Raw genomic sequence first — 22,371 nt, 5'->3', positions numbered from 1 at the left:
CGGTGAACCGTTCCGCTGGCGCGAGCCGGAACCGAAACACTGCACGCGGGAGGCGAGCCTATGGCCGATGCAGCCATCCATGGCCACGAGCACGAGCGGAGGGGATTCTTCACCCGCTGGTTCATGTCGACCAACCACAAGGACATCGGGATCCTCTACCTCTTCACCGGCGGCCTCGTCGGGCTGATCTCGGTCGCCTTCACCGTCTACATGCGGATGGAGCTGATGGCGCCGGGCGTGCAGTTCATGTGCGCCGAGCATCTGGAGTCGGGCTTCGTCCGCGGCTTCGTGCAGTCGCTCTGGCCGTCGGCGATCGAGAACTGCACGCCGAACGGTCACGTCTGGAACGTGATGATCACCGCGCACGGCATCCTGATGATGTTCTTCGTGGTAATCCCCGCGCTCTTCGGGGGTTTCGGCAACTATTTCATGCCGCTGCACATCGGCGCGCCGGACATGGCCTTCCCGCGGATGAACAACCTGTCCTACTGGCTCTATGTGGCCGGCACGTCGCTGGCGGTGGCCTCGCTGTTTGCGCCGGGCGGCAACGGGCAACTGGGCTCGGGGATCGGCTGGGTGCTCTATCCGCCGCTCTCGACGTCCGAGTCGGGCTATTCGACCGACCTCGCGATCTTCGCGGTGCACCTCTCGGGCGCCTCGTCGATCCTTGGCGCGATCAACATGATCACCACCTTCCTCAACATGCGCGCGCCCGGCATGACGATGCACAAGGTGCCACTGTTCGCCTGGTCGATCTTCGTCACCGCCTGGCTCATCCTGCTGGCGCTTCCGGTGCTTGCCGGTGCCATCACCATGCTGCTCACGGATCGCAACTTCGGCACCACGTTCTTCCAGCCCTCGGGCGGCGGCGACCCGGTGCTCTACCAGCACATCCTGTGGTTCTTCGGCCACCCCGAGGTCTATATCATCGTCCTGCCGGCCTTCGGCATCGTCAGCCACGTGATCGCGACCTTCGCGAGAAAGCCGATCTTCGGCTATCTGCCGATGGTCTATGCGATGGTGGCGATCGGCGTCCTGGGCTTCGTGGTCTGGGCGCACCACATGTATACGGCGGGCCTGAGCCTGACGCAGCAGAGCTATTTCATGATGGCGACCATGGTGATCGCGGTGCCCACGGGCATCAAGATCTTCTCGTGGATCGCCACCATGTGGGGCGGCTCGATCGACCTGCGGACGCCGATGCTGTGGGCGCTCGGCTTCCTTTTCCTGTTCACCGTGGGCGGGGTCACGGGGATCGTCCTCAGCCAGGCGAGCGTGGACCGCTACTATCACGACACCTACTACGTGGTGGCGCATTTCCATTACGTGATGAGCCTTGGCGCGGTGTTCGGCATCTTCGCCGGGATCTATTTCTGGATCGGCAAGATGTCGGGGCGGCAGTATCCGGAATGGGCGGGCAAGCTGCATTTCTGGATGATGTTCATCGGCTCGAACCTCACCTTCTTTCCGCAGCACTTCCTGGGCCGGCAGGGCATGCCGCGGCGCTACATCGACTATCCCGAGGCATTCGCCACCTGGAACATGGTCTCGTCGCTGGGCGCCTTCCTGTCCTTCGCCTCGTTCCTGTTCTTCCTGGGCGTGGTGTTCTACACCCTGACCCGCGGCGCACGGGTGACGGTGAACAACTACTGGAACGAGCACGCCGACACGCTGGAATGGACGCTGCCCTCGCCGCCGCCCGAGCACACGTTCGAGAACCTGCCCAAGCGCAAGGACTGGGACCGGTCGCTGGCGCATTGAGCGTCTCGCGCAAGCCGCCCCCCGCGGGACCGGACGCGGAGGGTGCGGCGCTGCGGGGCCATCGAGGCCCCTTGCGCCGCGTTGCCACGGAAGGCGGAGCGGGCGACGCCCTCTCCGCGCCGTGGCGCGCAGGTCAGCCGAGCCGGTCCTTGACCATCGGCCCCACGGCGCCGAAGTCCATCTGCCCGGTGTAACGGGCCTTCAGCTCGGCCATGACCTTGCCCATGTCGCGGATCGTGGTCGCCCCGACCTCGGCGATGGCAACCGCGATGGCGGCGTCGATCTCGGCGGGATCGAGCTGCCGGGGCAGGAACTCCTCGATGACCGCGATCTCGGCGCGTTCCTTCTCGGCCAGTTCGAGACGGCCGCCCTCCTCGTAGGCGCGGGCGCTTTCGATGCGCTGGCGCACCATCCGGCCGAGGATCGCGGTGATCTCGCTGTCGGGCACCATGCCCGCCGCGCCGTCCACCCGTGCGGCGATGTCACGATCCTTGATGGCGGCGTTGATCAGGCGCAGCGTCGACAGCCGGTCGGGCTGCCTGGCGCGCATCGCCTCCTTCATGCCCTCCTGAAGGCGCTCCCGCAGAGTCATCGTCATCCATCTCCATGGCTGTGCGAAGACCGCACATTACAGCCAAGGGGGTGCCGACACAACTGCGGCACCATTGACCAAAATCCTGATTTCATTGAAGAAGTCATTTCGACCCTGGCCTTGACCGCGCCTGGCGCAGCCCTTAGTGTCCGCCAGATTTTGCCAAGGAGTCGCGCCATGGCCGCCGCCAGCCCCACCACGAAGCCCACCGCCTGCCTCGCCCTCGCCGACGGCACCGTCTTCTACGGCAAGGGCTTCGGCGCCGTGGGCGAGACGGTGGCCGAGCTTGTCTTCAACACCGCCATGACCGGCTACCAGGAGATCATGACCGATCCCTCCTATGCCGGCCAGATCGTGACCTTCACCTTCCCGCATGTCGGCAACGTCGGCGTCACACCCGAGGATGACGAGACCGCCCAGCCGGTCGCGGCCGGCATGGTGGTGAAATGGGACCCGACCGAGCCGTCGAACTGGCGCGCCACGGGCGAGCTCACGCAGTGGCTGCTGGCTCGTGGCCGGATCTGCATCGGCGGCATCGACACGCGCCGGCTGACGCGTGCGATCCGCCAGCAGGGGGCGCCGCACGTGGCGCTGGCGCACGACCCCGAGGGCAGGTTCGACATCGCGGCGCTGGTGGCCAGGGCCCGCGCCTGGCGCGGGCTGGTCGGCCTCGATCTCGCGAAGGACGTCACCTGCACGCAGAGCTATCGCTGGGACGAGATGCGGTGGGCCTGGCCCGAGGGCTATGCCAAGCGCACCGAGCCGGGGCTGAAGGTCGTGGCGATCGACTATGGCGCCAAGCGCAACATCCTGCGCTGCCTCGCCTCTGCCGGCTGCGACGTGACCGTGCTGCCGGCCACCGCCACGGCCGAGGACGTGCTGGCGCTGAACCCCGACGGGGTCTTCCTCTCGAACGGTCCCGGCGACCCGGCTGCCACCGGCGCCTATGCCGTGCCGATGATCCGGGGCGTGCTCGAAAAGGACCTGCCGGTGTTCGGCATCTGCCTCGGCCACCAGATGCTGGCCCTCGCCCTTGGCGCGCGCACCGTGAAGATGAACCACGGCCACCACGGCGCGAACCATCCGGTGAAGGACCTCGAGACCGGCAAGGTCGAGATCACCTCGATGAACCACGGCTTCACCGTCGACAGCCAGACGCTGCCGGCTGGCGTGAAGGAAACGCATGTGAGCCTGTTCGACGGCTCGAACTGCGGCATCCGCATGGAGGACCGGCCGGTCTTCTCGGTGCAGTATCACCCCGAGGCGAGCCCCGGCCCGCAGGACAGCTATTACCTGTTCGATCGCTTCGCCGCGGCGATGCGCGCCCGCCGCGCCGCCTGAGCCCGCCCCGCGAGGACGGGGCACGCGACACCCCGGCTTCGGCGCAGCGGGCAGGATGCGCCGACGGCACCCTGCCCGGCCGCAATCGGAACCAAAGGCGATCTCCTTCATTTTCCACAAGGAGCGGCTGGCCGCAGGCATCGGACGCGCAGCCCGGTGCACCGCCGGCCTCGCCCGTGGAACAAGGACAAGCCGATGACCAGCACCCTCGCCCGCCGCCTCCTGCCGGCCCTGACCGCGCTCGCCCTCGTCGCGGCCTGCGCCAGCGAGCCGCCCCCGGATCGTGCCGCGCTCGCGACCGGTACCTCGCCCGAGGCGGCAGCCATGTATGGCCCGATGGTGGATGGCGAGCGGATCATCCCCGCCATACCGCCGCAATACCTGGTCGAGCGCAACATCCGCCGCGAGGTCGATTACTGGAGCGCCGAGCCGCCCGGAACCATCGTCGTCGATCCCTTTGCCCGCTACCTCTATCTCGTCGAGCCGGGATTCCGGGCGACACGCTATGCCGTGGCGGTCGGCCGCGAGGGCCGCGGCTTCTCGGGAGATGCCGTGATCCCGATCAAGCGCGAATGGCCGCGCTGGATCCCGACCAAGGACATGATCGCCGAGGACCCCGCGCAATACGGGCCCTGGGCCGAGGGGATGGAGGGTGGCCTGTCCAATCCGCTGGGCGCGCGGGCGCTCTACCTGCACCGCAACGGCAGGGACACCTACTACCGGATCCACGGCACGAGCGAGCCGTCCTCGATCGGCAATGCCACCTCGGCTGGCTGCATCCGGCTGTTCAACCAGGACATCGTGCACCTCTACAACCGCGTGGCGCCCGGCACCCGCGTCGTCGTGCTGACGGCCGCCGAATCGGGTCTTGGCACGGTGCCTCCCGGGGGCGCGCTGCCGCCGGTCGCAACGGGTCCGGCAACCATCGCGCCGCCGGGCGAGACGGCCGCCACCATGTTCTTCGGCGCGGCCTTCTGAAGCCCGCTCGGCGGCGCTTTACGCGTTCTTAACCAGTTCCGGCGATGGTGCGGCATCCATCGAAAGGCCATGACGTGCCCGCTCCGCCCCGTCTCCTGCCCCTCGCGCGGCGATCCTCCCCGCCAGCGGCAGAGGTGGCGGCGGCCCCGCCGCCGGCCGAGGCTCTTGGCGTGATGCTCCTGCGCGAGGGGCAGGTCGCGCCACACCGCATCATGAAGGCGCTCAGCGACGGTGCCGGCCGCCAGGCGCCCCTGGCAGAGATGCTCCTGGCCGAAGGCGCGCTGGACGAGGCCGAGGTCTGCGAGATCCTGGCCCGGCGCAGCGGCATGGCGGTGCTGCATCCCGCGGTCGCGCCGCCGGATCCGCGGCTGGTCGACCGGCTTGGCGTCCGGACCTGCCTGCGCGAGGCGCTGCTGCCCAGCCAACGCATCGGCGACGCGACCCTCGTCGCAGCCTCAACGCCCGAAACGTTCCTGCGGCAGGGTCCGCGGCTGCAGGAACTGTTCGGCCGGGTGATCCCCGCCCTCGCCTCGCGCTCCGAGATCGAGGCCGCCGTGGTGGCCTGTCGCGCCCAGGTCATCGGCGCAGCGGCCGAAGCCCGCGTCGCGGCGCCTGAAAGCTGCCGCGACTGGCGGCCGGCACGGATGCGCCAGCTCACGCTCGGCGCGGTGCTGGGCCTTGCCGCGGGCCTCGCGCTGGCGCCGCAGGCGGTCCTGCTGATCCTTACGCTCTGGACTCTGATCACGCTGGTCTGCAGCACCCTTCTCCGGATTGCCGCAGCCATCGCCGCCCTGCGCCGGGCGCCGCCATTACCACCCGCGCCCACCTTGGCCCGGCTGCCGATGGTGTCGATCATCGTCGCGCTTTACCACGAGGAGGACATCGCCGGCCGCCTCGTCGCGCGGCTCGGCCGGCTCGACTATCCACGCGACCGGCTGGAGATCCTGCTGGTCGTCGAGGCCTGCGACCGACGGACCCGCGCCGCACTGGATGCGGCCCGGCTGCCGCCCTGGATGCGAATCGTCGTCTCGCCCGCAGGCCAGATCCGGACCAAGCCCCGCGCGCTGAACGTGGCGCTTGACCATTGCCGCGGCTCGATCATCGGGGTCTATGACGCCGAGGATTCCCCCGAGCCCGACCAGATCCGCCGGATCGTCGAGGGCTTCAGCCGTCGCGGCTCGCAGGTGGCCTGTCTTCAGGGCCAGCTCGACTACTACAACCCGCGCACCAACTGGCTGTCGCGCTGCTTCACCATCGAATACGCCGCCTGGTGGCGGCTGATGCTGCCCGGGGTGGACCGGCTGGGGCTCGCGGTGCCGCTGGGGGGAACGACCCTCTTTTTCCGCCGCGCCGCGCTGGAGGATCTGGGGGCGTGGGACGCGCACAACGTCACCGAGGATGCCGACCTCGGCATCCGTCTCGCGCGGCACGGCTACCGGACGGAGCTTGTCGCCACCGTGACCGAGGAAGAGGCGAACTGCCGCGCCATCCCCTGGATCAAGCAACGCTCGCGCTGGCTCAAGGGCTTCATGATGACCTGGGCCGTGCACATGCGCGATCCGGCGCTGCTCTGGCGGCAACTGGGTCCGCGGCGCTTCGCGGGGTTCCAGGTGATGTTCCTCGGCTCGCTGTCGCAGACGGTGCTGGCGCCGCTGCTGTGGTCGTTCTGGCTGCTCGCGCTCGGCCTGCCGCATCCGGTGGCGGCGACCCTGCCCGCACCGGCGATCTGGGCGATGGTCGCGCTTCTCCTGCTTGCCGAATCAGTCGCGGTGGTCACGGGCATCCTCGCCCTGCAACAGACCCGGCACCGGCTGAACCCGCTGTGGGTGCTGACGATGCACCTCTACAACCCGCTGGCGACCTTCGCGGCCTACAAGGCGCTGTGGGAGTTGCTGACCGCCCCCTTCTACTGGGACAAGACGCGCCACGGCCTCTTCGACCCGCCCGTGCGGCTCAGCGCATCCGCAGCTCGCCCGCATCGACCCTGAGCCGGGTCTCGAACGCCTTCGAGATGTGGTTGCGCAGCGCGGCATAGGCCGCATCCCCGTCGCGCGCCTCGATCGCCTGCACGATCTGGTCATGCTCGGCCATCGCCACCTCGTCGCGACCCTCGGCCGCGAAGGAGGTGGTGGCCATCAACGCCATCGACCGGTGCACGAGGTCGAGCTGCTGCACCAGGAACCGGTTGTGCGAGGCAAGGTGGATCTGCTTGTGGAACCGCTTGTTCGCCCGGCTCAGCGCGCGCGGATCGCCACCGAGCAGCGTCCGGTCGTCCTCGACCATGCCGCGCAGCACACGGATCTCCTCGTCGGTGGCGTGGCGGGCGGCAAGCCGCGCGGCCAGCCCCTCGAGTTCGGTCCGCACCGCATAGAGTTCCGCCAGCTGGTTGTGGTCCAGCGAGGCCACGATCAGGCTGCGCCCGTCGCGCGTCAACATCGACTGGGTCTCCAGCCGCTGCAGCGCCTCGCGCACCGGCGTGCGCGACACGCCCAGCCGCTCGGCCAGTTCCGATTCGACCAGCCGGTCACCGGGCTTGTAGACGCCTCCCTCGATCGCCTCGAGAATCAGCGTATAGGCATCTTTCTGCACGGCGAGGCGGCCTTTCCGAACATACGAGGAATGGCGCGACGTTATCCGCGAGCGGCCGGGCTGATCAACCTCAAAGCATTGCCGGAACGCGCCGGCACGGCTACCGTTGCCGCCATGGTGGCCGATCGCTTCACTCACGTCCGGGGCTGGGTCTTCGACCTCGACAACACGCTCTACCCGCCCTCTGCCCGGCTTTTCGACCAGATCGAGCGGCGCATGACCGACTGGGTCATGACCGAGCTTCGCGTGGTCCAGGCCGAGGCCGACCGTCTGCGGCGACACTACTGGCAGACCTACGGCACCACGCTCGCGGGCCTGATGGCCGAACATGGCGTCGATCCGGCGCCCTATCTCAGCCACGTCCACGACATCTCGCTCGACCATCTCGAACAGGACATGATCCTTGCCGCGCGCATCCGGGCGCTGCCGGGGCGGAAGATCGTCTACACCAACGGCTGCGCCCCCTATGCCGAGCGCGTTCTGGCCGCCCGCGGCCTCTCCGGCGTCTTCGATGCGGTCTATGGCGTGGAGCATGCCGGCTATCGTCCGAAGCCGGAACGCGGCGCCTTCGAGGCCGTCTTCGCGGCCGACCGTCTGGCCCCGGACACCGCCGCCATGTTCGAGGATGATTCGCGCAACCTCGTGGAGCCGCATGCGATGGGCATGCAAACCGTTCATGTGGCGCCCGAGGCCATGCCGGCCCGCCACATCCACCATCACACGCCCGACCTCTCGGACTTTCTGGCCGGGCTGCTACGCTGAGACGCAGGGCAGCGGCACATTGTCCTAGCCAGGAGGGGGAGATTCGGTCTATCTGACACCGTCGTTAACGGAGATGCCGCATGAACGCTTATTCCGAAGTCTACGAACTGCCGAACCACGTGATCCCGCCGATGGAGCGGCACACGCGGAAGACGAGCACCGCGGATCTGGCGCTCTTTGCCTTCGCGGCCATCCTCGCGACGGCCGTCGCGCTTGGCGTCTGGACCTTCGGCCTCGTGGCGCTCGGCCTGACGGCGGTGATCTTCGTGCCGATCGTGATGGCGCTGATCGTACTGATCACCATCGGCTGATCTGGACGCCCGGCCCGCCGGCCACTAGCTTCCCCAGCGATGGAAGGGGGACCCATGGCCCGGATTGGAACCGACATTCTCGTCTCCGGCGGCGGCGTCGCCGGACTGACTGCCGCGGCGGCCTTCTCGGCTGCCGGATATTCGGTGATCTGCGTCGATCCGCAGCCGCCCGTGACCTCGGCCGAGGCCGAGGGCGCCGACCTTCGGTCCACCGCGATCCTCCAGCCCTCGATCCCGCTGCTGCAGGCTGCCGGCCTCTGGCCGCGTCTGGCGCCCCATGCGGCGCCCTTGCAGGTGATGCGGATCATCGACGCGGGCGGGGTGGAGCCGGTGCCGCGGGTCGTCAAGGACTTCGACGCGGCCGACATCTCGGACCAGCCCTTCGGCTGGAACCTGCCCAACTGGCTTCTGCGGCGCGAGATGGTCGCGCATCTGCGGAGCGAGCGCCGGGTGGACTTCCGCCCCGGCGTGGCGACCGTCGGCGTGCTGACGCGCGAAAGCGAGGCGCTGGTGACGCTGTCGGACGGCACGCGCATCTCGGCCCGGCTGCTGGTGGCCGCGGACGGGCGCGGCTCTCCGGTGCGCGAGGCGTTGGGGATCGGCGTGCGGACGCGGCGCTACGGCCAGAAGGCGCTGGCCTTCACCGTGACCCATCCGGTGCCACACCAGAACGTCTCGACCGAGATTCACCGCTCGGGCGGTCCCTTCACGCTGGTGCCGCTGCCGGATTTCCAGGGCAAGCCCGCCTCGGCCATCGTCTGGATGGAGCGGGGGGAGGAGGCGCTGCGCCTGCGCGCCCTGCCCGTCCCCGAATTCGAGGCAGCAATGAACGCCCGCTCCTGCGGCATCCTCGGGCCGCTTGCGCTGAATTCGCAGGTCAACGTCTGGCCGATCATCAGCCAGGTGGCCGATCGCATGGCGGGCGAGCGGACGGCGCTGATGGCCGAGGCCGCCCATGTGATGCCGCCGATCGGTGCGCAGGGCTTGAACATGAGCCTCGCCGACCTTCGGGTGCTGCTGCAACTCGCCGCCGATCACAAGGCCGACCTCGGCAACGCCGGGATGCTCGACGCCTATCATCGGCGGCGGCACTGGGAGGTTCAGGCGCGCATTGCGGGGATCGACGTGCTGAACCGGGCCTCGATGGCCGGGGAACCGGCGTGGCGCGACCTTCGGGCCAAGCTCCTTGACGCGATGTATGGCTCGGCCCCCGTGCGCCGCACGCTGATGCGCGCGGGGCTCGGGGTCCGCTAGCCGCGGTCAGAGCACGCGGTCGAGGACGGCCTTCAGCCGCGCAACGGTGCCATCGACGTCGGTCAGCTTGTCGAGGCCGAAGAGACCCAACCGGAAGGTGCGGAACTCCGGCCCCTCGTTGCACTGAAGCGGCACGCCCGCCGCGATCTGCATTCCCTCGGCGAGGAACTTGCGCCCGGTCTGCACCTCGGGATCGTCGGTATAGCTGACCACCACGCCCGGCGCGGCGAAGCCATCCGCGGCCACCGAGGTGATCCCCTTTGCCGCCAGCATGGCGCGAACCTCGGTCCCGAGCCGCCACTGCGCCTCCTTCATCGCGGCAAAGCCCAGCGCCTTCGTCTCGGCCATCGCGTCGCGGAAGTCGAGCAGCGCATCCGTCGGCATCGTGGTGTGATAGGCGTGACCGCCACCCTCGTAAGCCGCCATGATCGCGCGCCACTTCTTCAGGTCCATGGCGAAGCTGTTCGAGGCAGTGGCCTCCAGCCTCTCGGCCGCGCGCGCGGAGAGCATCACGAGGCCCGCGGCGGGCGAGGCCGACCAGCCCTTCTGCGGCGCCGAGATCAGGACGTCGACGCCGGTCGCCTGCATGTCCACCCAGATGCAGCCCGAGGCGATGCAGTCGAGCACCATCAACGCGCCGACCTCATGCGCGGCCGCCGCCACCTTCGCGATGTAGTCGTCGGGCAGGATGATCCCGGCTGACGTCTCCACATGCGGCGCGAAGACCACATCCGGCTTCACCTCGGCAATCTTCGCCACAACCTCCTCGACCGGCGGCGGCGCAAACGGTGCCCGCGCCCCGTTGCCCGAAGGCCGCGCCATCACCACCGTCTGCTGCGCCGCGAAGCCGCCCGCGTCGAGGATCTGCGTCCAGCGGTAGGAGAACCAGCCGTTGCGGATCACCAGCGCATGCGCGCCCGTGGCAAACTGGCGCGCGACCGCCTCCATCGCGAAGGTGCCGCCTCCCGGTACGACCGCCACCGCCTCGGCGGCATAGACCTCGCGCAGCATGGCCGAGATGTCCCGCATAACGCCCTGAAACTTCGCGGACATGTGGTTCAGCGAGCGGTCGGTGAACACGACCGAAAATTCCTGAAGGCCGTCGGGATCGACGTCGGGGCGCAGGGCGGGCATGGGAGGCTCCTTCTGTTCTTTCCCAGAGATAGCGTCCGCCCCGCGCCTTTCGCCACCTGAAAAAGGTCGCAGGCGGTCTCAGCCCAACGGGCCGGGCCGCCGCTCCTCGGTGAGAAGCACGTTGGCCTCGACCTGCCCCACCCCCGGCAGGGTCATGATCCGCCGGCGCAGCACGCGCTCGAAATCGGCAATGTCTCGGGCGACGACGCGGAGGCGGTAGTCGAAGAGGCCGAGCACGTGCTGCACCACCTGCACCTCGGGGATGGCCGTCACCGCGCGCTCGAAATCCTCGAGGCTGACGCGCCCCTTGGTGGCGAGCTTCACGCCGAGGAAGACGGTAACGCCGAAGCCCAGCGCCTCGCGATCCACCACGACGCGGCGGCCGGCGATCACGCCCGCCTCCTCCAGCCGCCGGATGCGGCGCCAGGCGGCGGGCTGGGACAGGCCGAAGCGGCGGCCGAGCGCGCCCGCGCTTTGCGTGGCGTCCTCGGTCAGGGCGCGCAGCAGCGCCCGGTCGGTGTCGTCGAGGTCGATCACAGCGGCAGCGCCTCCGCCTCGCGGATGGTGGCGACCAGCATCAGGGCCTCGATGTCCGAGATGTGGGGCAGCGTGAGGATCCGGGCGCGGTAGAGCTCCTGGTAGTGCTTCATGTCGCGGGCGATCACGTTCAGCCGCACATCGACCCGGCCGAGGAAGGTCTCGATCCCGATCACCTCCGGCACCAGCCGCGCCGCGGCAAGGAATTCGTCGAAGGCGCGCGGATCGGTCTTGTCCAGCGTGAAGCGCAAGGAAACCTCCACCGAATATCCCAGCTTCCGCCAGTCGATCACCGCCTGCCGCGCGCCGATCACGCCCCTTTCGGTCAGCCGCTCCAGCCGCCGCCAGCAGGTGGCGGTGGTCAGGCCAGCGCGCTCGGCAAGATCCGCCGTGCCCAGCGACGGCTCGGCCAGCAGGTGGCGCAACAGGCGGCGGTCGGTGTCGTCGAGCATGATCTTTTCACGAAAGGCGGCTTCGGCGCATGACGTTTGCCAGATCGGGCCAGGATCGTCAAACTTTGCAGCCGCTCTCGCGTCCACGTCTCTATGGTGCGCAGCAGTTCATCAAGAAGGAGCGCCCCAATGCGCGTCTATTACGATCGCGACTGCGACATCAACCTGATCAAGGACAAGAAGGTCGCCATCCTCGGCTATGGCAGCCAAGGCCACGCCCATGCGCTGAACCTGCGCGACTCTGGCGCGAAGAACGTGGTCGTGGCGCTGCGCGAAGGCTCGCCGTCCGCGAAGAAGGCCGAAGCCGAGGGCCTGAAGGTCATGGGCATTGCCGAAGCCGCCGCCTGGTGCGACCTGATCATGTTCACCATGCCCGACGAGCTTCAGGCCGAGACCTACAAGAAATACGTCCACGACAACCTGAAGGAAGGCGCCGCGATCGCCTTCGCCCACGGCCTGAACGTGCATTTCGGCCTGATCGAGCCGAAGCCGGGCGTCGATGTCATCATGATGGCGCCGAAGGGCCCGGGCCACACCGTCCGCGGCGAATACGTCAAGGGCGGCGGCGTGCCCTGCCTCGTGGCGGTGCACAACGACGCGACCGGCAAGGCGATGGAAATCGGCCTTTCCTATTGCTCGGCCATCGGCGGCGGCCGCTCGGGCATCATCGAGACCAACTTCCGCCAGGAATGCGAAACCGACCTGTTCGGCGAGCAGGCGGTTCTCTGCGGCGGTCTCGTGGAACTCATCCGCATGGGCTTCGAGACGCTGGTGGAAGCCGGCTACGAGCCCGAGATGGCCTATTTCGAGTGCCTGCACGAGGTGAAGCTGATCGTGGACCTGATCTACGAAGGCGGCATCGCCAACATGAACTACTCGATCTCGAACACCGCCGAATACGGCGAATATGTCTCGGGCCCGCGCATCCTGCCCTACGACGAGACCAAGGCCCGGATGAAGGCAGTGCTGCGCGACATCCAGACCGGCAAGTTCGTGCGCGACTTCATGCAGGAGAACGCGGTCGGCCAGCCGTTCTTCAAGGCCACCCGCCGCATCAACGACGAACACCAGATCGAGAAGGTCGGCGAGAAGCTGCGCGCCATGATGCCCTGGATCTCGAAGGGCAAGATGGTGGACCGCGCCCGGAACTGATCCGGGTCGGCAGGTCGGAGCGGGCTGCACGGCAGGACGCTCCTTCCGATCCCTCAATGCGAAAGGCGCCCCTCGGGCCAGCCCTTTGCAGTTCGTGGTGCAGAAAAACTTCGATTGGCCAGATTTTGGCCAATCTACCCCGCGATAACCGCAACATGCGGTGATTCCGGGGAGGAAGGGGTTGAAGGCTCTGACGAAGATTTCTTCGCCGGCTCGCCGGCGAAGGCTGCCCTTTCCGAGCTTCGGAATTGACATCAACTTCTGCCGGAACCCGCAGTGCCCGCTCTTCGCGGTGCCGCCGGATCCCTATGACAATAGAGGGAAATCTCCTGGCAAAGTCAAACCGAACCTGCCGTCTGGCAGGGTGATCGGCTCGCGCGACGAGAAGACCTTCGAGTGTGGGGTCTGCAAGCAGACCTCGATCATCAAGAACAATCACGCACTCGTCGAAGAGTATCGGCGACTTCGCGGCAGATTTCGGCCGGAAGGTCCGCGCGACTGCTGCCCCAACGAGGCCTGCGCCAACCACGACAAGAGTCTTCGGGATCATCCGGATCTCTTCCGGAAAAGCGGCCGGACGGCGAAGGGCGTTCAGCGCTGGAAGTGCAAGACCTGCCTGACCTCGTTCTCGCTTGGCTCGCGCATCCGAAGGCAGCATCGGAGCAATGCCAACCGCGAGGTGTTGTGGATGATCACCAACGGGGTCCCGATCTCGAAGATCGCGGACTTCACCGGGCTCTGTCCCCGGGATGTCTATGCCAAGATCGACTTCATCTACGACCGCGTGATCGACCTCACGGCGCGCCGGGAGGCGATGTTCGAGAAGGTCGATTGGCAGAAGGCCGGGCGCCGCTTCGCAACCGACTCGCAGACGCTTCATCTCAACTGGCCAAACAGGAAGACCCGCGCCCAGATCGCGGTCCCGCACATCTGCACGGCACATGCGAACTCCGGCTACATCATGGCGGCGCACCTGGCACTGGATCCGGAGGTCGATTTGCCAGACATCGAGGCACGCATGGTGGCCGCAGGCGATTTCAATGTCCCGCGCGCGTTCCGTCGCCAAGCGCGGGTGTGGTCCGAGACCGAGTTCAAGCATCATCTCGACAAGATCACGCGGAATGTCGCTATCCACCCGATGGAGGCGCCCGAGGTCGATCTGGGCCTTCAACTGCCCCATCGAGGCGCCCTGATCCGTCAGGACATGGTGCAGCTCGCGCATGCGTTCTATCTGCGCCGCTGCCTCGGCAAAGGTGGCGAGAGGTTCGTCTTCGTGCTCGATGCCGACTCCGGCCTTGCGCTGTCCTTCGTGTCAGCCTTCGCCGCCTGGATCCAAGCCGGTCGTGCTGATGTCGTCGTCGTCCAGTTCGACAAGCACCAGACCAACGACCAGCGCAACATGCTGGTGGTTGAGGGTAAAGCGGCCCTTGAACTAGCCACGGGTGTCTCGCAGGCGGCTTGGGCGGCTCTTCCGGCGCAAGACCAGATCGACCTGACCGACGCTGCCGTTGAGGGGCTCCTTGCCGGCCACTTGCCCGGCGAGCCATTCGCCTGGCCGTTCCACACGAAGAGCGAACCGCACCGCCGGATCAGGATCATCACGGACCGGATCGGCATGGCCCAGGATCGGCGAGCCCGCCTGATGCGCCTCGCGACTCTGCGGAGCGTCGATGCCTACTTCCACAAGGTGCGCTCGAATGTGCGTTTCGCTGCCCGGCCCGGACGGACTCCCAGCAGCAACGACAGGGCTTGGGACAGGCACTACCTCTACAACCCCGAGACCATGATGAAGATCATCGAGATCTACCGGTTCGCCCACAACTGGATGGGGTCCGCGACCACGAAGGAAACGCCGGCGATGAAGCTCGGCCTCGCCCGCGGAAAGATGCGCGCGAACGAGTTCTTCGAATGATCATTCTGCTGAACTCGACAGTCCTCCACCTGCGATAAAGGCCATAATCGTGGCTCGGACCACAGAATTGACGGTCGCCAGATTGACTGACCCGTCCGGATGAACTCGAATTGCGAGGAAGCTATCCGTCATCGGGCCCGAGGAGGGAACCCGTATGCGTCCTTCCTGCATCGCGACTTGAAGGCTTCCAATCCAGCCCGAAGTTCATCTTCCGTCATCGCACCCTCATAGCTTTCAGTTATTGAGAAGATGGTGCATCTTCGCGCAGACGAAAACCGCCGGCAGAGATCGCCGGCGGCTGCATCATTTACTGCAAAGGGCTGGCCCCTCGGGGCGCCTTTCCTCATTCCAGCACCGGCTCCACGTCCGGCTTCTGCGCCGTCGGGCCATCCTTGCGCAGGAAGGCCACGCCGCCCTGCGGCCCGTCCTTGGCCAGCGTCGACTTCGGCGCGTTCGGGTCGTGGCGGCGGGCCTCGATCCGGTCCTTGCTGACCATGGCGAAGACCACGCCGGCAAGCAGCGTGAACAGGAACAGGAACGGAACGATCCAGGCAAAGTCCATCGGGGGTCTCCTTGTCCGGGGGATGCCGGACCAATGCCCCGCCCGCCGGACGGTTCCCGCCTTACGCCGCGTCGTTCACCGCGGCGACGATCTCCTCCACCACGTCTCGCAGCAGGGTCTCGTCCTCGCATTCGGCCATGACGCGGATCAGAGGCTCGGTTCCCGACTTGCGGATCAGCAGGCGACCGGCGCCGTTCAGCCGGATCTCGGCATCGCGGATCACCGCCTGGACCCGCGCGGCCTTCAGCGGCTCGTGCCCTGCGGCGTAGCGGACGTTCTTCAGCAGCTGCGGCACCGTCTCGAAGCTGCGCGCCAGTTCCGACGCCGCACGCCCGGTCTGCGCCATCGCGGCAAGGAACTGCAGGCCCGCCAGCAGGCCGTCGCCGGTGGTGGCATAGTCGGTCATCACGATATGGCCGGACTGTTCGCCGCCAAGGTTCCAGCCTCCGCGCCGCATCGCCTCCACCACGTAGCGGTCGCCCACCGGCGTCCGCTCGAGCCGCAGGCCCCGGCCCTTCAGGAACCGCTCGAGCCCGAGGTTCGACATGACGGTCGCAACCAGCGTGCCGTCGTTCAGCCGGCCCTCCTCGGCCCAGCGCGCGGCGAAGAGCGCCATGATCTGGTCGCCGTCCGCCTCGGTGCCATTCTCGTCGAGGATGATCACCCGGTCGGCATCGCCGTCGAGGCAGATCCCCACATCCGCGCCATGCGCCACCACGGCCTCGGCTGCCGTCTCGGTATGGGTGGAGCCGCAGCGCAGGTTGATGTTTGTTCCGTTCGGATGCACGCCCACCGGGATAACCTCGGCACCCAGTTCCCACAGCACCTCGGGCGCGGCGCGATAGGCGGCGCCGTTGGCGCAGTCGATCACCACCTTGAGGCCGTCGAGACGCAGTCCCGCCGGGAAGGTGGTCTTGCAATATTCCTGATAGCGGCCCCGGCCGTCCTCGATCCGCTTTGCGCGGCCAATGTTGCCGGGCTGGACGGGCTGGATCTCGCCGTCGAGGATCGCCTCGATCTCGGCCTCGGCCTCGTCCGAGAGCTTGAAGCCGTCGGGGCCGAAGAACTTGATGCCGTTGTCCTCGTGCGGGTTGTGACTGGCCGAGATCATCACGCCGAGGTCCGCCCGCATCGAACGCGTCAGGAAACCCACCGCCGGCGTCGGCACCGGGCCGAGCAGCAGCACGTTCATGCCCGTGGAGGTCAGGCCCGCGGTCAGCGCATTCTCCAGCATGTAGCCCGAGAGCCGAGTGTCCTTGCCGATCACCACGCGATGCGCGCCGCCGCGCTCGCGCCGGAAGTAACGGCCGGCCGCCGCGCCAAGGCGCAGCGCCATCTCGGCCGTCATGGGATAGGTGTTGGCCTTTCCCCGCACCCCGTCGGTGCCGAAGAGCTTCCTGGTCATGCCTGTCTCCTCTGCCCTGCGGTCTCTGCCGCCTCTGTCACTGCCCGCCACAGCGCGAGAGCCTGCCGGGTCTCGCGCACGTCATGCACCCGTAGAATCTGCGCCCCTTGCGCCGCTCCGGCAAGCGCGATCGCGAGGGAGCCCGCCATACGCCTGTCGGCCACGGGCTCGTCCGAAAGCGTGCCGATGAAGCGCTTGCGCGAGGCGCCGAGCAGGATCGGGCAGCCGAGGCCATGGAACAGCGACAGCCGGCGGATCAGGGCCAGGTTGTGCTCGACCGTCTTGCCGAAGCCGATGCCGGGATCCACCACGATCCGCCGGCGCAGGATGCCGGCGGCTTCGGCGGCGCGCAGGCGCTCGGCCAGCCAGTCGTAGACATCGAGCAGCACGTCGTCATAGCGCGGATCCTGCTGCATGGTCTGGGGCGTGCCCTGCGCATGCATCAGGCAGACCGGCGCCCGGGCCGAGGCCACCACGTCGGCCAGACCCGGATCGAAGGTCAGCGCCGCCACGTCGTTGACGAGATCCGCGCCGGCCTTCAGCGCCGCCTCGGCCACCGCGGCCTTGCGGGTGTCGATGGAAACCGGAACCTCGACCCCCTGCCCGCGCAGCATGTCGATCAGCGGCGCGGTGCGGGCGATCTCCTCGGCGGCGTCCACCTCGGCCGCGCCGGGCCGCGTGCTTTCGCCACCGATGTCGAGGATCTCGGCCCCGTCCGCCACCAGCGCCTGCGCCCGCGCCAGCGCCTCGGGCAGCGTCGCATGGCGGCCGCCGTCGGAAAAACTGTCCGGCGTCACGTTGAGAATTCCCATGACGCGGGGGGCGTCCAGTGCCAGCCCGGCGATGTCGGGCCGGGGCGCGGTCAGCGGCGCCAGATATTCGGCCGCGACCTCCGCCGCCGGCACCACGACCGGGGCGCGACCGCGTTCGAGGATCTCCACCCGGTCGAAGACCAGCGGGCCTCCGGCCAGAGGCAGCGCGCCACCGGGGCGTGCGGGATCGGTCAGGGGGATGGGGCGATGATAGATCATCCGCCGTTCATGCGTCCGCCCGGAAGGCGGCGCAAGCCCCGCGGCTCAGGCGCGTTCCAGCGGCACGCGGCTTCCCGCCGGCAGTGTTACATCGCCGTGAACGACCATCCGACCCGCGGCCAGCAGTTCCGCCAGCCACAGCGCCAGCGCCACCGGCTCGCGCGAGTTCGGGCCGTCCACGGCATCCAGCACCAGCTTCGAGGGCGCCCAGACGATGGTCTGGCCGCGCCGCATCGCCCAGTCGATCTCGGTCCGGGTCGCCACCACCACGCAGCGCGGGTCGCGCGCCGCAAGCCTCCATGCGTTCTGCTCGATGGCCAACAGGTCGATCCGGCGCTGCGTCGGGCGGTGGCCTGTCTCGGGGCGCGGCAGGTCCGGCAGGCCCACCGTCAGCACGAGGGGCAACCCGCGCGCTTCCAGCGCGTCGAGCCGCGCGGACAGGTCGGCCGAGGCAATGGTCGCGTTGTCGAGGAACACCACCAGCGGATGAACCGCCTCGCCGCCCTCGGGACTGCGCCGCAGCGGCGCCTCGGCACGCGAGCGGACGATCTCCACCCCCAGCGCGCCCGGACCCCGGTCGAGCTTCTCGATCCGGACGAAGACCCGCATGGCCTGCGGCTCGGCCAGGATGCGCTCGGCGATCCGCTCGGCGAGGGTTTCCAGAAGGTTCAGCCGCTCGGCCGAAAGCTCGGCCGCGATCGCCTCGGTGATCCGGTCATAGGACAGGATGCGGTCCACGTCGTCCTGCAGCGGGGCGGGATGCGGGCGGACCTCGACCACCACGTTGAAGCGCACGCGCTGGCGAAGCCCGCGCTCCTGCTGGAAGGCGCCGATCTCGACCTCGGTCACGTGGTCGCGCAGGGAGATGCGGTCGCGCGGGGCGGCGCCGGCCGAAGCCTCGGCCCGCTCCTCGGGATGGGCGAAGGCAAGGCGGATGTCGTTGGTCAAGGCGGTCTCCCGGCGCTGCTACCCGGCAACATAGGCCCGGCACCGGCCTCGCCTAGCCCGAAGGCGGCAGGCGAGGCAAGCCTTGCGACAGAGGCGCGATCAGGCGCCCGGCTGGCGGTAGAACAGATGCGCCCCGATCACCGCGGTGCGCGGGAAACGGTGCGCCCAGCCCGGCCGAACCGCGCGGGTGTGGAAATGCGTGGCCCCCTGCGTCAGCTTGCGGGGCGCGCCATCCAGCATCAGCGCCGCGATCTTGCCCGAGCGCTGGAAGGCTGCCCGCTCGCGGATCGTGTCCGGGCGCCCGTCGAAGGTATAGGAGAACTGGCCGCCCTGATTCACCACGCCGCAGATCGACTGCGGATATCCCGAACGGTCGACGCGGTTCAGGATGACCTCGGCCACGGCGAACTGCCCCTGGATCGACTCGCCCCTCGCCTCGAAGTAGAGCGCGGTCGCCAGGCACTTCCACTCGTCCGAGCCCTTCGCGGGGGCCGGCTGCGACGCCAGCCACGCCTCGTCATAACGCAGCGTCGCGGGCGTGGCCTTCGAGGGCTTCTCATTCTTGCCCGGCCGCTTCACGGCGCTGGCCATGGCTTCAAGCCGCTGCACGGGCAGCGTGCCCAGCGCATTCCGTTCGGCGCCCAGAAGGGCGGAAAGCTGCCCGCCAAGCTGGCCGGCAGGGTCGTTGGACTGGCTCACCGTCACATCGGCGAAGGCCGCTCCGCTCAGGAGCATCAGCGCCGCGGCGCCGCGCATCCAGATATCAAGCAAGCGCATGTACTCTGTTCCCGGTCTCTTGTCCCGTCCCGCGCCCGGAAGCCGGCTGTCCCGGATCCGGGCCGCGCGCAAAACAGCGGTGTGGCTAGCCGGATTCTGATTAACGAGTCTACCCGTGTGACAAAAATGCAACGCTCATCTGCGCGTCACATGGGCGGGTTCCTGCTCATGTTGCAGGCAGGCCACTGCGACAATCCTGCACGAGATTGTCGCCAAGTGCTTGATTCAATGGTGTCGCGCCGCGCAGCGGCTGCGGATCGCCAGATGAGCGGCCGCCAGCCGAGCCAGCGGCACGCGATAGGGCGAACAGGACACGTAGTCGAATCCGGCCTTGCGGCAGAACTCGATTGATTCGGGATCGCCGCCATGTTCGCCGCAAATCGACACCACCAGATCCGGCCGCGTGCGCCGTCCGCGCCCGGCGCCGATCAGCAGCAACTCCCCAACGCCATCGACGTCGAGGATGTGGAACGGATCCTCGGGGAAGACGCCGCTCTGGACGTAGGTGTTCATGAAGCGGCCGGCATCGTCGCGCGACAGGCCATAGGTCATCTGGGTCAGGTCGTTGGTCCCGAACGACAGGAAGGCCGCGTGCTGGGCGATCTCGCCCGCCCGCAGTGCCGCCCGCGGCGTCTCGACCATCACGCCGAGGCGATAGGTGAAGTCGCGGCCCGCCTTGGTCCGCACCGCGGCGGCCACCGCATCGATGCGGGTCTTGACCAGTTCCACCTCGCGCCGGGCCGAGACCAGCGGGATCATGATCTCGGGCACCACCGGGTCGCCGCGCGACGCGACGTCCAGCGTCGCCTCGAAGATCGCCTGCGCCTGCATGTCGTAGATCTCGGGCAGGGCCACCCCGAGGCGCACGCCGCGCATCCCGAGCATCGGGTTGAACTCGGCCATCGCCTCGACGCGCCGCATCACCTCGGAGAGCGGCCGGTCCAGCGCCTCGGCCAGCTCCAGCATGCCTTCGCGCGAATGCGGCAGGAACTCGTGCAGCGGCGGGTCCAGCAGGCGGATGCAGACCGGGTGCCCCTGCATGATCTCGAACAGCTGGACGAAATCGGCCCGCTGCATCGGCAGAAGCCGCGCCAGTGCAGCCGCCCGGTCGGTGGAACTGTCGGCGAAGATCATCTCGCGCATCACCACCAGACGGTCGTCGGTGAAGAACATGTGCTCGGTGCGGCAGAGGCCGATGCCCTGCGCCTCGAACTGGCGCGCGACCAGCGCATCGGCGGGCGTGTCGGCATTGGCCCGCACGCCGATGTCGCGCATCTCGTCGGCCCAGGACAGGAGCTTCCGGAAGCAGCCGTCGAGCGCGGGGGCGAGCGTTGCAGCCGCACCGGCCAGCGCCTCGCCCGCGGTGCCGTCCACCGTGATGACGTCGCCCTCGCGGAACACCCGGCCATCGGGCGCCGTCAGCCGCTTCTCGCGCGCGTCGAGCCGCAGGTCCGAGGCACCCACCACGCAGGGCAAGCCGAGCCCGCGCGCGATCACCGCCGCATGGCTGGTGACGCCGCCCCGTTCGGTCAGCACGCCTGCGGCGCAGTTCATGCCGCGGATGTCCTCGGGCGAGGTCTCGCGGCGGACGAGGATGCAGGGCTCTCCCCGTGCCGCCGAAGCCTGCGCCGCCTGGCTCGAGAAGACGATCCGCCCGACCGCCGCGCCGGGGCTGGCGGGGATGCCGCGCACGAAGCGGTCGCGCTGGCCGCGGGGATCGACCTGCGGGTGCAGAAGCTCCGACAGCGCCCGCGGCTCGACCCGCAGGATCGCCTCGGCCCGGCTGATCACCTGATCCTCGGCCAGCGCCACGGCGATCCGCAGGCCGGCCCGCGACGAGCGCTGCACCTTCACCGCATCCAGCACCGCAAGGCGGCTGTCCTCGATGGTGAACTCGATCTGCATCTCCTCGCGCAGACGGGCACGGCAGACCGAGCCATGCCGGCAGAGCGCGGCGAAGATCTCGGGCGCCCGTTCCTCCAGCGAAGGGCCGCGGCGGTCGCGGGTCAGGTAGAGCGTCTCGGCCTTGCGGTGCCGGCCCTTCGACTGGTTGAAGAACCGCCCCGTGACCTGCGGCGCGCCGGTGGCCGGATCGACGAACTGGATCACGCCCGAGCCCGAGATCCCCTGCCCCAGGTCCTGCGCCATCTCCTGCACCACGAGGCCCAGCCGCGCATCCGCCGGCGCCCCCTTGGCCTGCCGCAGAAGCCGCGCGGTTGTCCCCTCCCAGGCACGGGCCATCGAGCGCAGCACCTCGGACAGTTGCCGTGCCGGGTCCTGCGGGAAGGGCTCGTCCATCTCCTCCTGCCAAGCGTGCAGCGCAGCGCGCAGCGCCTCGGCCGAGGAACCGTCGGCGTCGAAGGTCTCCGGGTCCAGCCGCGCGACATGGATCGCATAGCTCTGGATGAAGCCGAGATAGATCATGTCGGCCGCCTCCTCGCCGTGACTGCGCGAAAGCGCGGCGTGGCGGGCGGCGTTCATGCCGATGTTGAGCACCGTGGCAGGCCCGCCCCAATCCGGGTTCTCGGGGCTGGGGCGGGCCGAGACGAGCGGCGTGGGGCCGAACTGCGCAAGGATCGCCTCGCAGTCCACGGGATGTCCGGTGGCGATCGACCGCACGGTAGTGGCCGGCAGCGCGACGGTTGTGGGCACCGGCAGATCCAGCCGGACGAGGCGCTGCAGGCATTTGGCGCGGAAGCCATGCGTCTTCAGCGCGATCGCCGCCGTGGGCGTGATGCGGTCGAACTCGGCGATGGGCTCGATTTTCTGCACTGCGGCGCTCCCTTGCGGGCAGGATACGCTACGCAAGCCGCTGCGCAAGCGTCGAGGTTAATGCGGAAGGGTCGGGCTTCCGCAATCCCGTGACGTCACGC

The 22,371-nt window shown here is 68.5% G+C and carries 20 protein-coding genes; 9 read left to right on the top strand and 11 right to left on the bottom strand.

The window, feature by feature from the left end; genetic code table 11:
• Positions 1–60: 60 nt before the first annotated feature.
• Positions 61–1,761: a cytochrome c oxidase subunit I gene (ctaD, locus tag CK951_RS04385; RefSeq protein ID WP_096784995.1), complete on the top strand. Its 1,701-nt coding sequence runs from the start codon at positions 61–63 to the stop codon at positions 1,759–1,761.
• A gap of 133 nt (positions 1,762–1,894) precedes the next feature.
• Here ctaD and CK951_RS04380 read toward each other — a convergent pair whose 3' ends face one another.
• Positions 1,895–2,353 (bottom strand): GatB/YqeY domain-containing protein, encoded by a 459-nt coding sequence (locus tag CK951_RS04380; RefSeq protein ID WP_096784994.1) that lies wholly within the window; start codon positions 2,351–2,353, stop codon positions 1,895–1,897.
• 177 nt (positions 2,354–2,530) lie between these two features.
• On the opposite strand from CK951_RS04380, the gene carA reads away from it, so the two are divergent.
• The 3 genes from carA (at position 2,531) to CK951_RS04365 (ending at position 6,660) form a co-directional block, all read left to right on the top strand.
• Positions 2,531–3,694 carry a glutamine-hydrolyzing carbamoyl-phosphate synthase small subunit gene (gene carA / locus CK951_RS04375; protein WP_096784993.1) on the top strand — a complete coding sequence of 388 codons (1,164 nt, stop codon included), beginning with the start codon at positions 2,531–2,533 and terminating at the stop codon, positions 3,692–3,694.
• Between the two features lie 195 nt (positions 3,695–3,889).
• Positions 3,890–4,672, top strand: coding sequence for a L,D-transpeptidase (locus tag CK951_RS04370; protein ID WP_096784992.1), 783 nt, complete (start codon positions 3,890–3,892; stop codon positions 4,670–4,672).
• A gap of 74 nt (positions 4,673–4,746) precedes the next feature.
• Positions 4,747–6,660, top strand: coding sequence for a glycosyltransferase (locus CK951_RS04365; protein WP_394341562.1), 1,914 nt, complete (start codon positions 4,747–4,749; stop codon positions 6,658–6,660).
• Here CK951_RS04365 and CK951_RS04360 read toward each other — a convergent pair.
• Positions 6,626–7,261: a GntR family transcriptional regulator gene (locus CK951_RS04360; protein WP_096784991.1), complete on the bottom strand. Its 636-nt coding sequence runs from the start codon at positions 7,259–7,261 to the stop codon at positions 6,626–6,628. The two genes, CK951_RS04365 and CK951_RS04360, sit on opposite strands and share 35 nt — an antisense overlap.
• A 114-nt stretch (positions 7,262–7,375) precedes the next feature.
• Between CK951_RS04360 and CK951_RS04355 the strand changes: the two genes are divergently transcribed.
• The 3 genes from CK951_RS04355 (at position 7,376) to CK951_RS04345 (ending at position 9,588) form a co-directional block, all read left to right on the top strand.
• Positions 7,376–8,023: a pyrimidine 5'-nucleotidase gene (locus CK951_RS04355; RefSeq protein WP_096784990.1), complete on the top strand. Its 648-nt coding sequence runs from the start codon at positions 7,376–7,378 to the stop codon at positions 8,021–8,023.
• Positions 8,024–8,103: 80 nt separating this feature from the next.
• The gene (locus tag CK951_RS04350; RefSeq protein ID WP_096784989.1) at positions 8,104–8,334 is read left to right on the top strand and encodes a hypothetical protein; all 231 of its coding nucleotides are present in this window, start codon (positions 8,104–8,106) and stop codon (positions 8,332–8,334) included.
• 54 nt (positions 8,335–8,388) lie between these two features.
• On the top strand, positions 8,389–9,588 hold the full coding sequence (locus CK951_RS04345; protein WP_096784988.1) for a UbiH/UbiF family hydroxylase: 1,200 nt from the start codon (positions 8,389–8,391) through the stop codon (positions 9,586–9,588).
• 6 nt (positions 9,589–9,594) lie between these two features.
• On the opposite strand, the gene CK951_RS04340 is transcribed toward CK951_RS04345, so the two are convergent.
• The 3 genes from CK951_RS04340 to CK951_RS04330 all read right to left on the bottom strand — a co-directional run bounded on the left by CK951_RS04340 (position 9,595) and on the right by CK951_RS04330 (position 11,711).
• Entirely contained in the window at positions 9,595–10,722 is a 1,128-nt protein-coding gene (locus CK951_RS04340) for an aminotransferase class V-fold PLP-dependent enzyme (protein ID WP_096784987.1), read from the bottom strand.
• A gap of 78 nt (positions 10,723–10,800) precedes the next feature.
• Complete coding sequence (locus tag CK951_RS04335) at positions 10,801–11,259, bottom strand: Lrp/AsnC family transcriptional regulator (RefSeq protein WP_096784986.1); 459 nt, start codon at positions 11,257–11,259, stop codon at positions 10,801–10,803.
• Positions 11,256–11,711 carry an Lrp/AsnC family transcriptional regulator gene (locus CK951_RS04330; RefSeq protein ID WP_096784985.1) on the bottom strand — a complete coding sequence of 152 codons (456 nt, stop codon included), beginning with the start codon at positions 11,709–11,711 and terminating at the stop codon, positions 11,256–11,258. The genes CK951_RS04335 and CK951_RS04330 overlap by 4 nt, the downstream gene beginning before the upstream one ends.
• A gap of 129 nt (positions 11,712–11,840) precedes the next feature.
• On the opposite strand from CK951_RS04330, the gene ilvC reads away from it, so the two are divergent.
• Both ilvC and CK951_RS04320 read left to right on the top strand, forming a co-directional pair.
• On the top strand, positions 11,841–12,863 hold the full coding sequence (gene ilvC, locus CK951_RS04325; protein WP_096784984.1) for a ketol-acid reductoisomerase: 1,023 nt from the start codon (positions 11,841–11,843) through the stop codon (positions 12,861–12,863).
• 181 nt (positions 12,864–13,044) lie between these two features.
• Entirely contained in the window at positions 13,045–14,775 is a 1,731-nt protein-coding gene (locus CK951_RS04320) for a hypothetical protein (protein WP_157764501.1), read from the top strand.
• 343 nt (positions 14,776–15,118) lie between these two features.
• Here CK951_RS04320 and CK951_RS04315 read toward each other — a convergent pair whose 3' ends face one another.
• The 6 genes from CK951_RS04315 to CK951_RS04290 form a co-directional block, all read right to left on the bottom strand.
• Entirely contained in the window at positions 15,119–15,337 is a 219-nt protein-coding gene (locus CK951_RS04315) for a hypothetical protein (RefSeq protein ID WP_096784982.1), read from the bottom strand.
• 61 nt (positions 15,338–15,398) lie between these two features.
• Entirely contained in the window at positions 15,399–16,742 is a 1,344-nt protein-coding gene (gene glmM, locus CK951_RS04310) for a phosphoglucosamine mutase (RefSeq protein WP_096784981.1), read from the bottom strand.
• Positions 16,739–17,773: a dihydropteroate synthase gene (gene folP, locus CK951_RS04305; RefSeq protein WP_096784980.1), complete on the bottom strand. Its 1,035-nt coding sequence runs from the start codon at positions 17,771–17,773 to the stop codon at positions 16,739–16,741. The genes glmM and folP overlap by 4 nt, the downstream gene beginning before the upstream one ends.
• Positions 17,774–17,818: 45 nt before the next feature.
• Positions 17,819–18,721 (bottom strand): dihydroneopterin aldolase, encoded by a 903-nt coding sequence (locus CK951_RS04300; RefSeq protein WP_096784979.1) that lies wholly within the window; start codon positions 18,719–18,721, stop codon positions 17,819–17,821.
• A gap of 99 nt (positions 18,722–18,820) precedes the next feature.
• Entirely contained in the window at positions 18,821–19,498 is a 678-nt protein-coding gene (locus CK951_RS04295; protein ID WP_096784978.1) for a cell wall hydrolase, read from the bottom strand.
• 225 nt (positions 19,499–19,723) lie between these two features.
• Positions 19,724–22,270 (bottom strand): putative PEP-binding protein, encoded by a 2,547-nt coding sequence (locus tag CK951_RS04290; protein WP_096784977.1) that lies wholly within the window; start codon positions 22,268–22,270, stop codon positions 19,724–19,726.
• Between the last annotated feature and the right edge of the window lie 101 nt (positions 22,271–22,371).

The organism is Rhodobacter sp. CZR27 (assembly GCF_002407205.1).
In the GTDB taxonomy this organism is placed as follows: Bacteria; Pseudomonadota; Alphaproteobacteria; order Rhodobacterales; family Rhodobacteraceae; genus Cereibacter_A.
The sequence above is the reverse complement of the archived record's forward strand: the minus strand, read 5'-3'. Positions and strand labels throughout refer to the sequence as shown.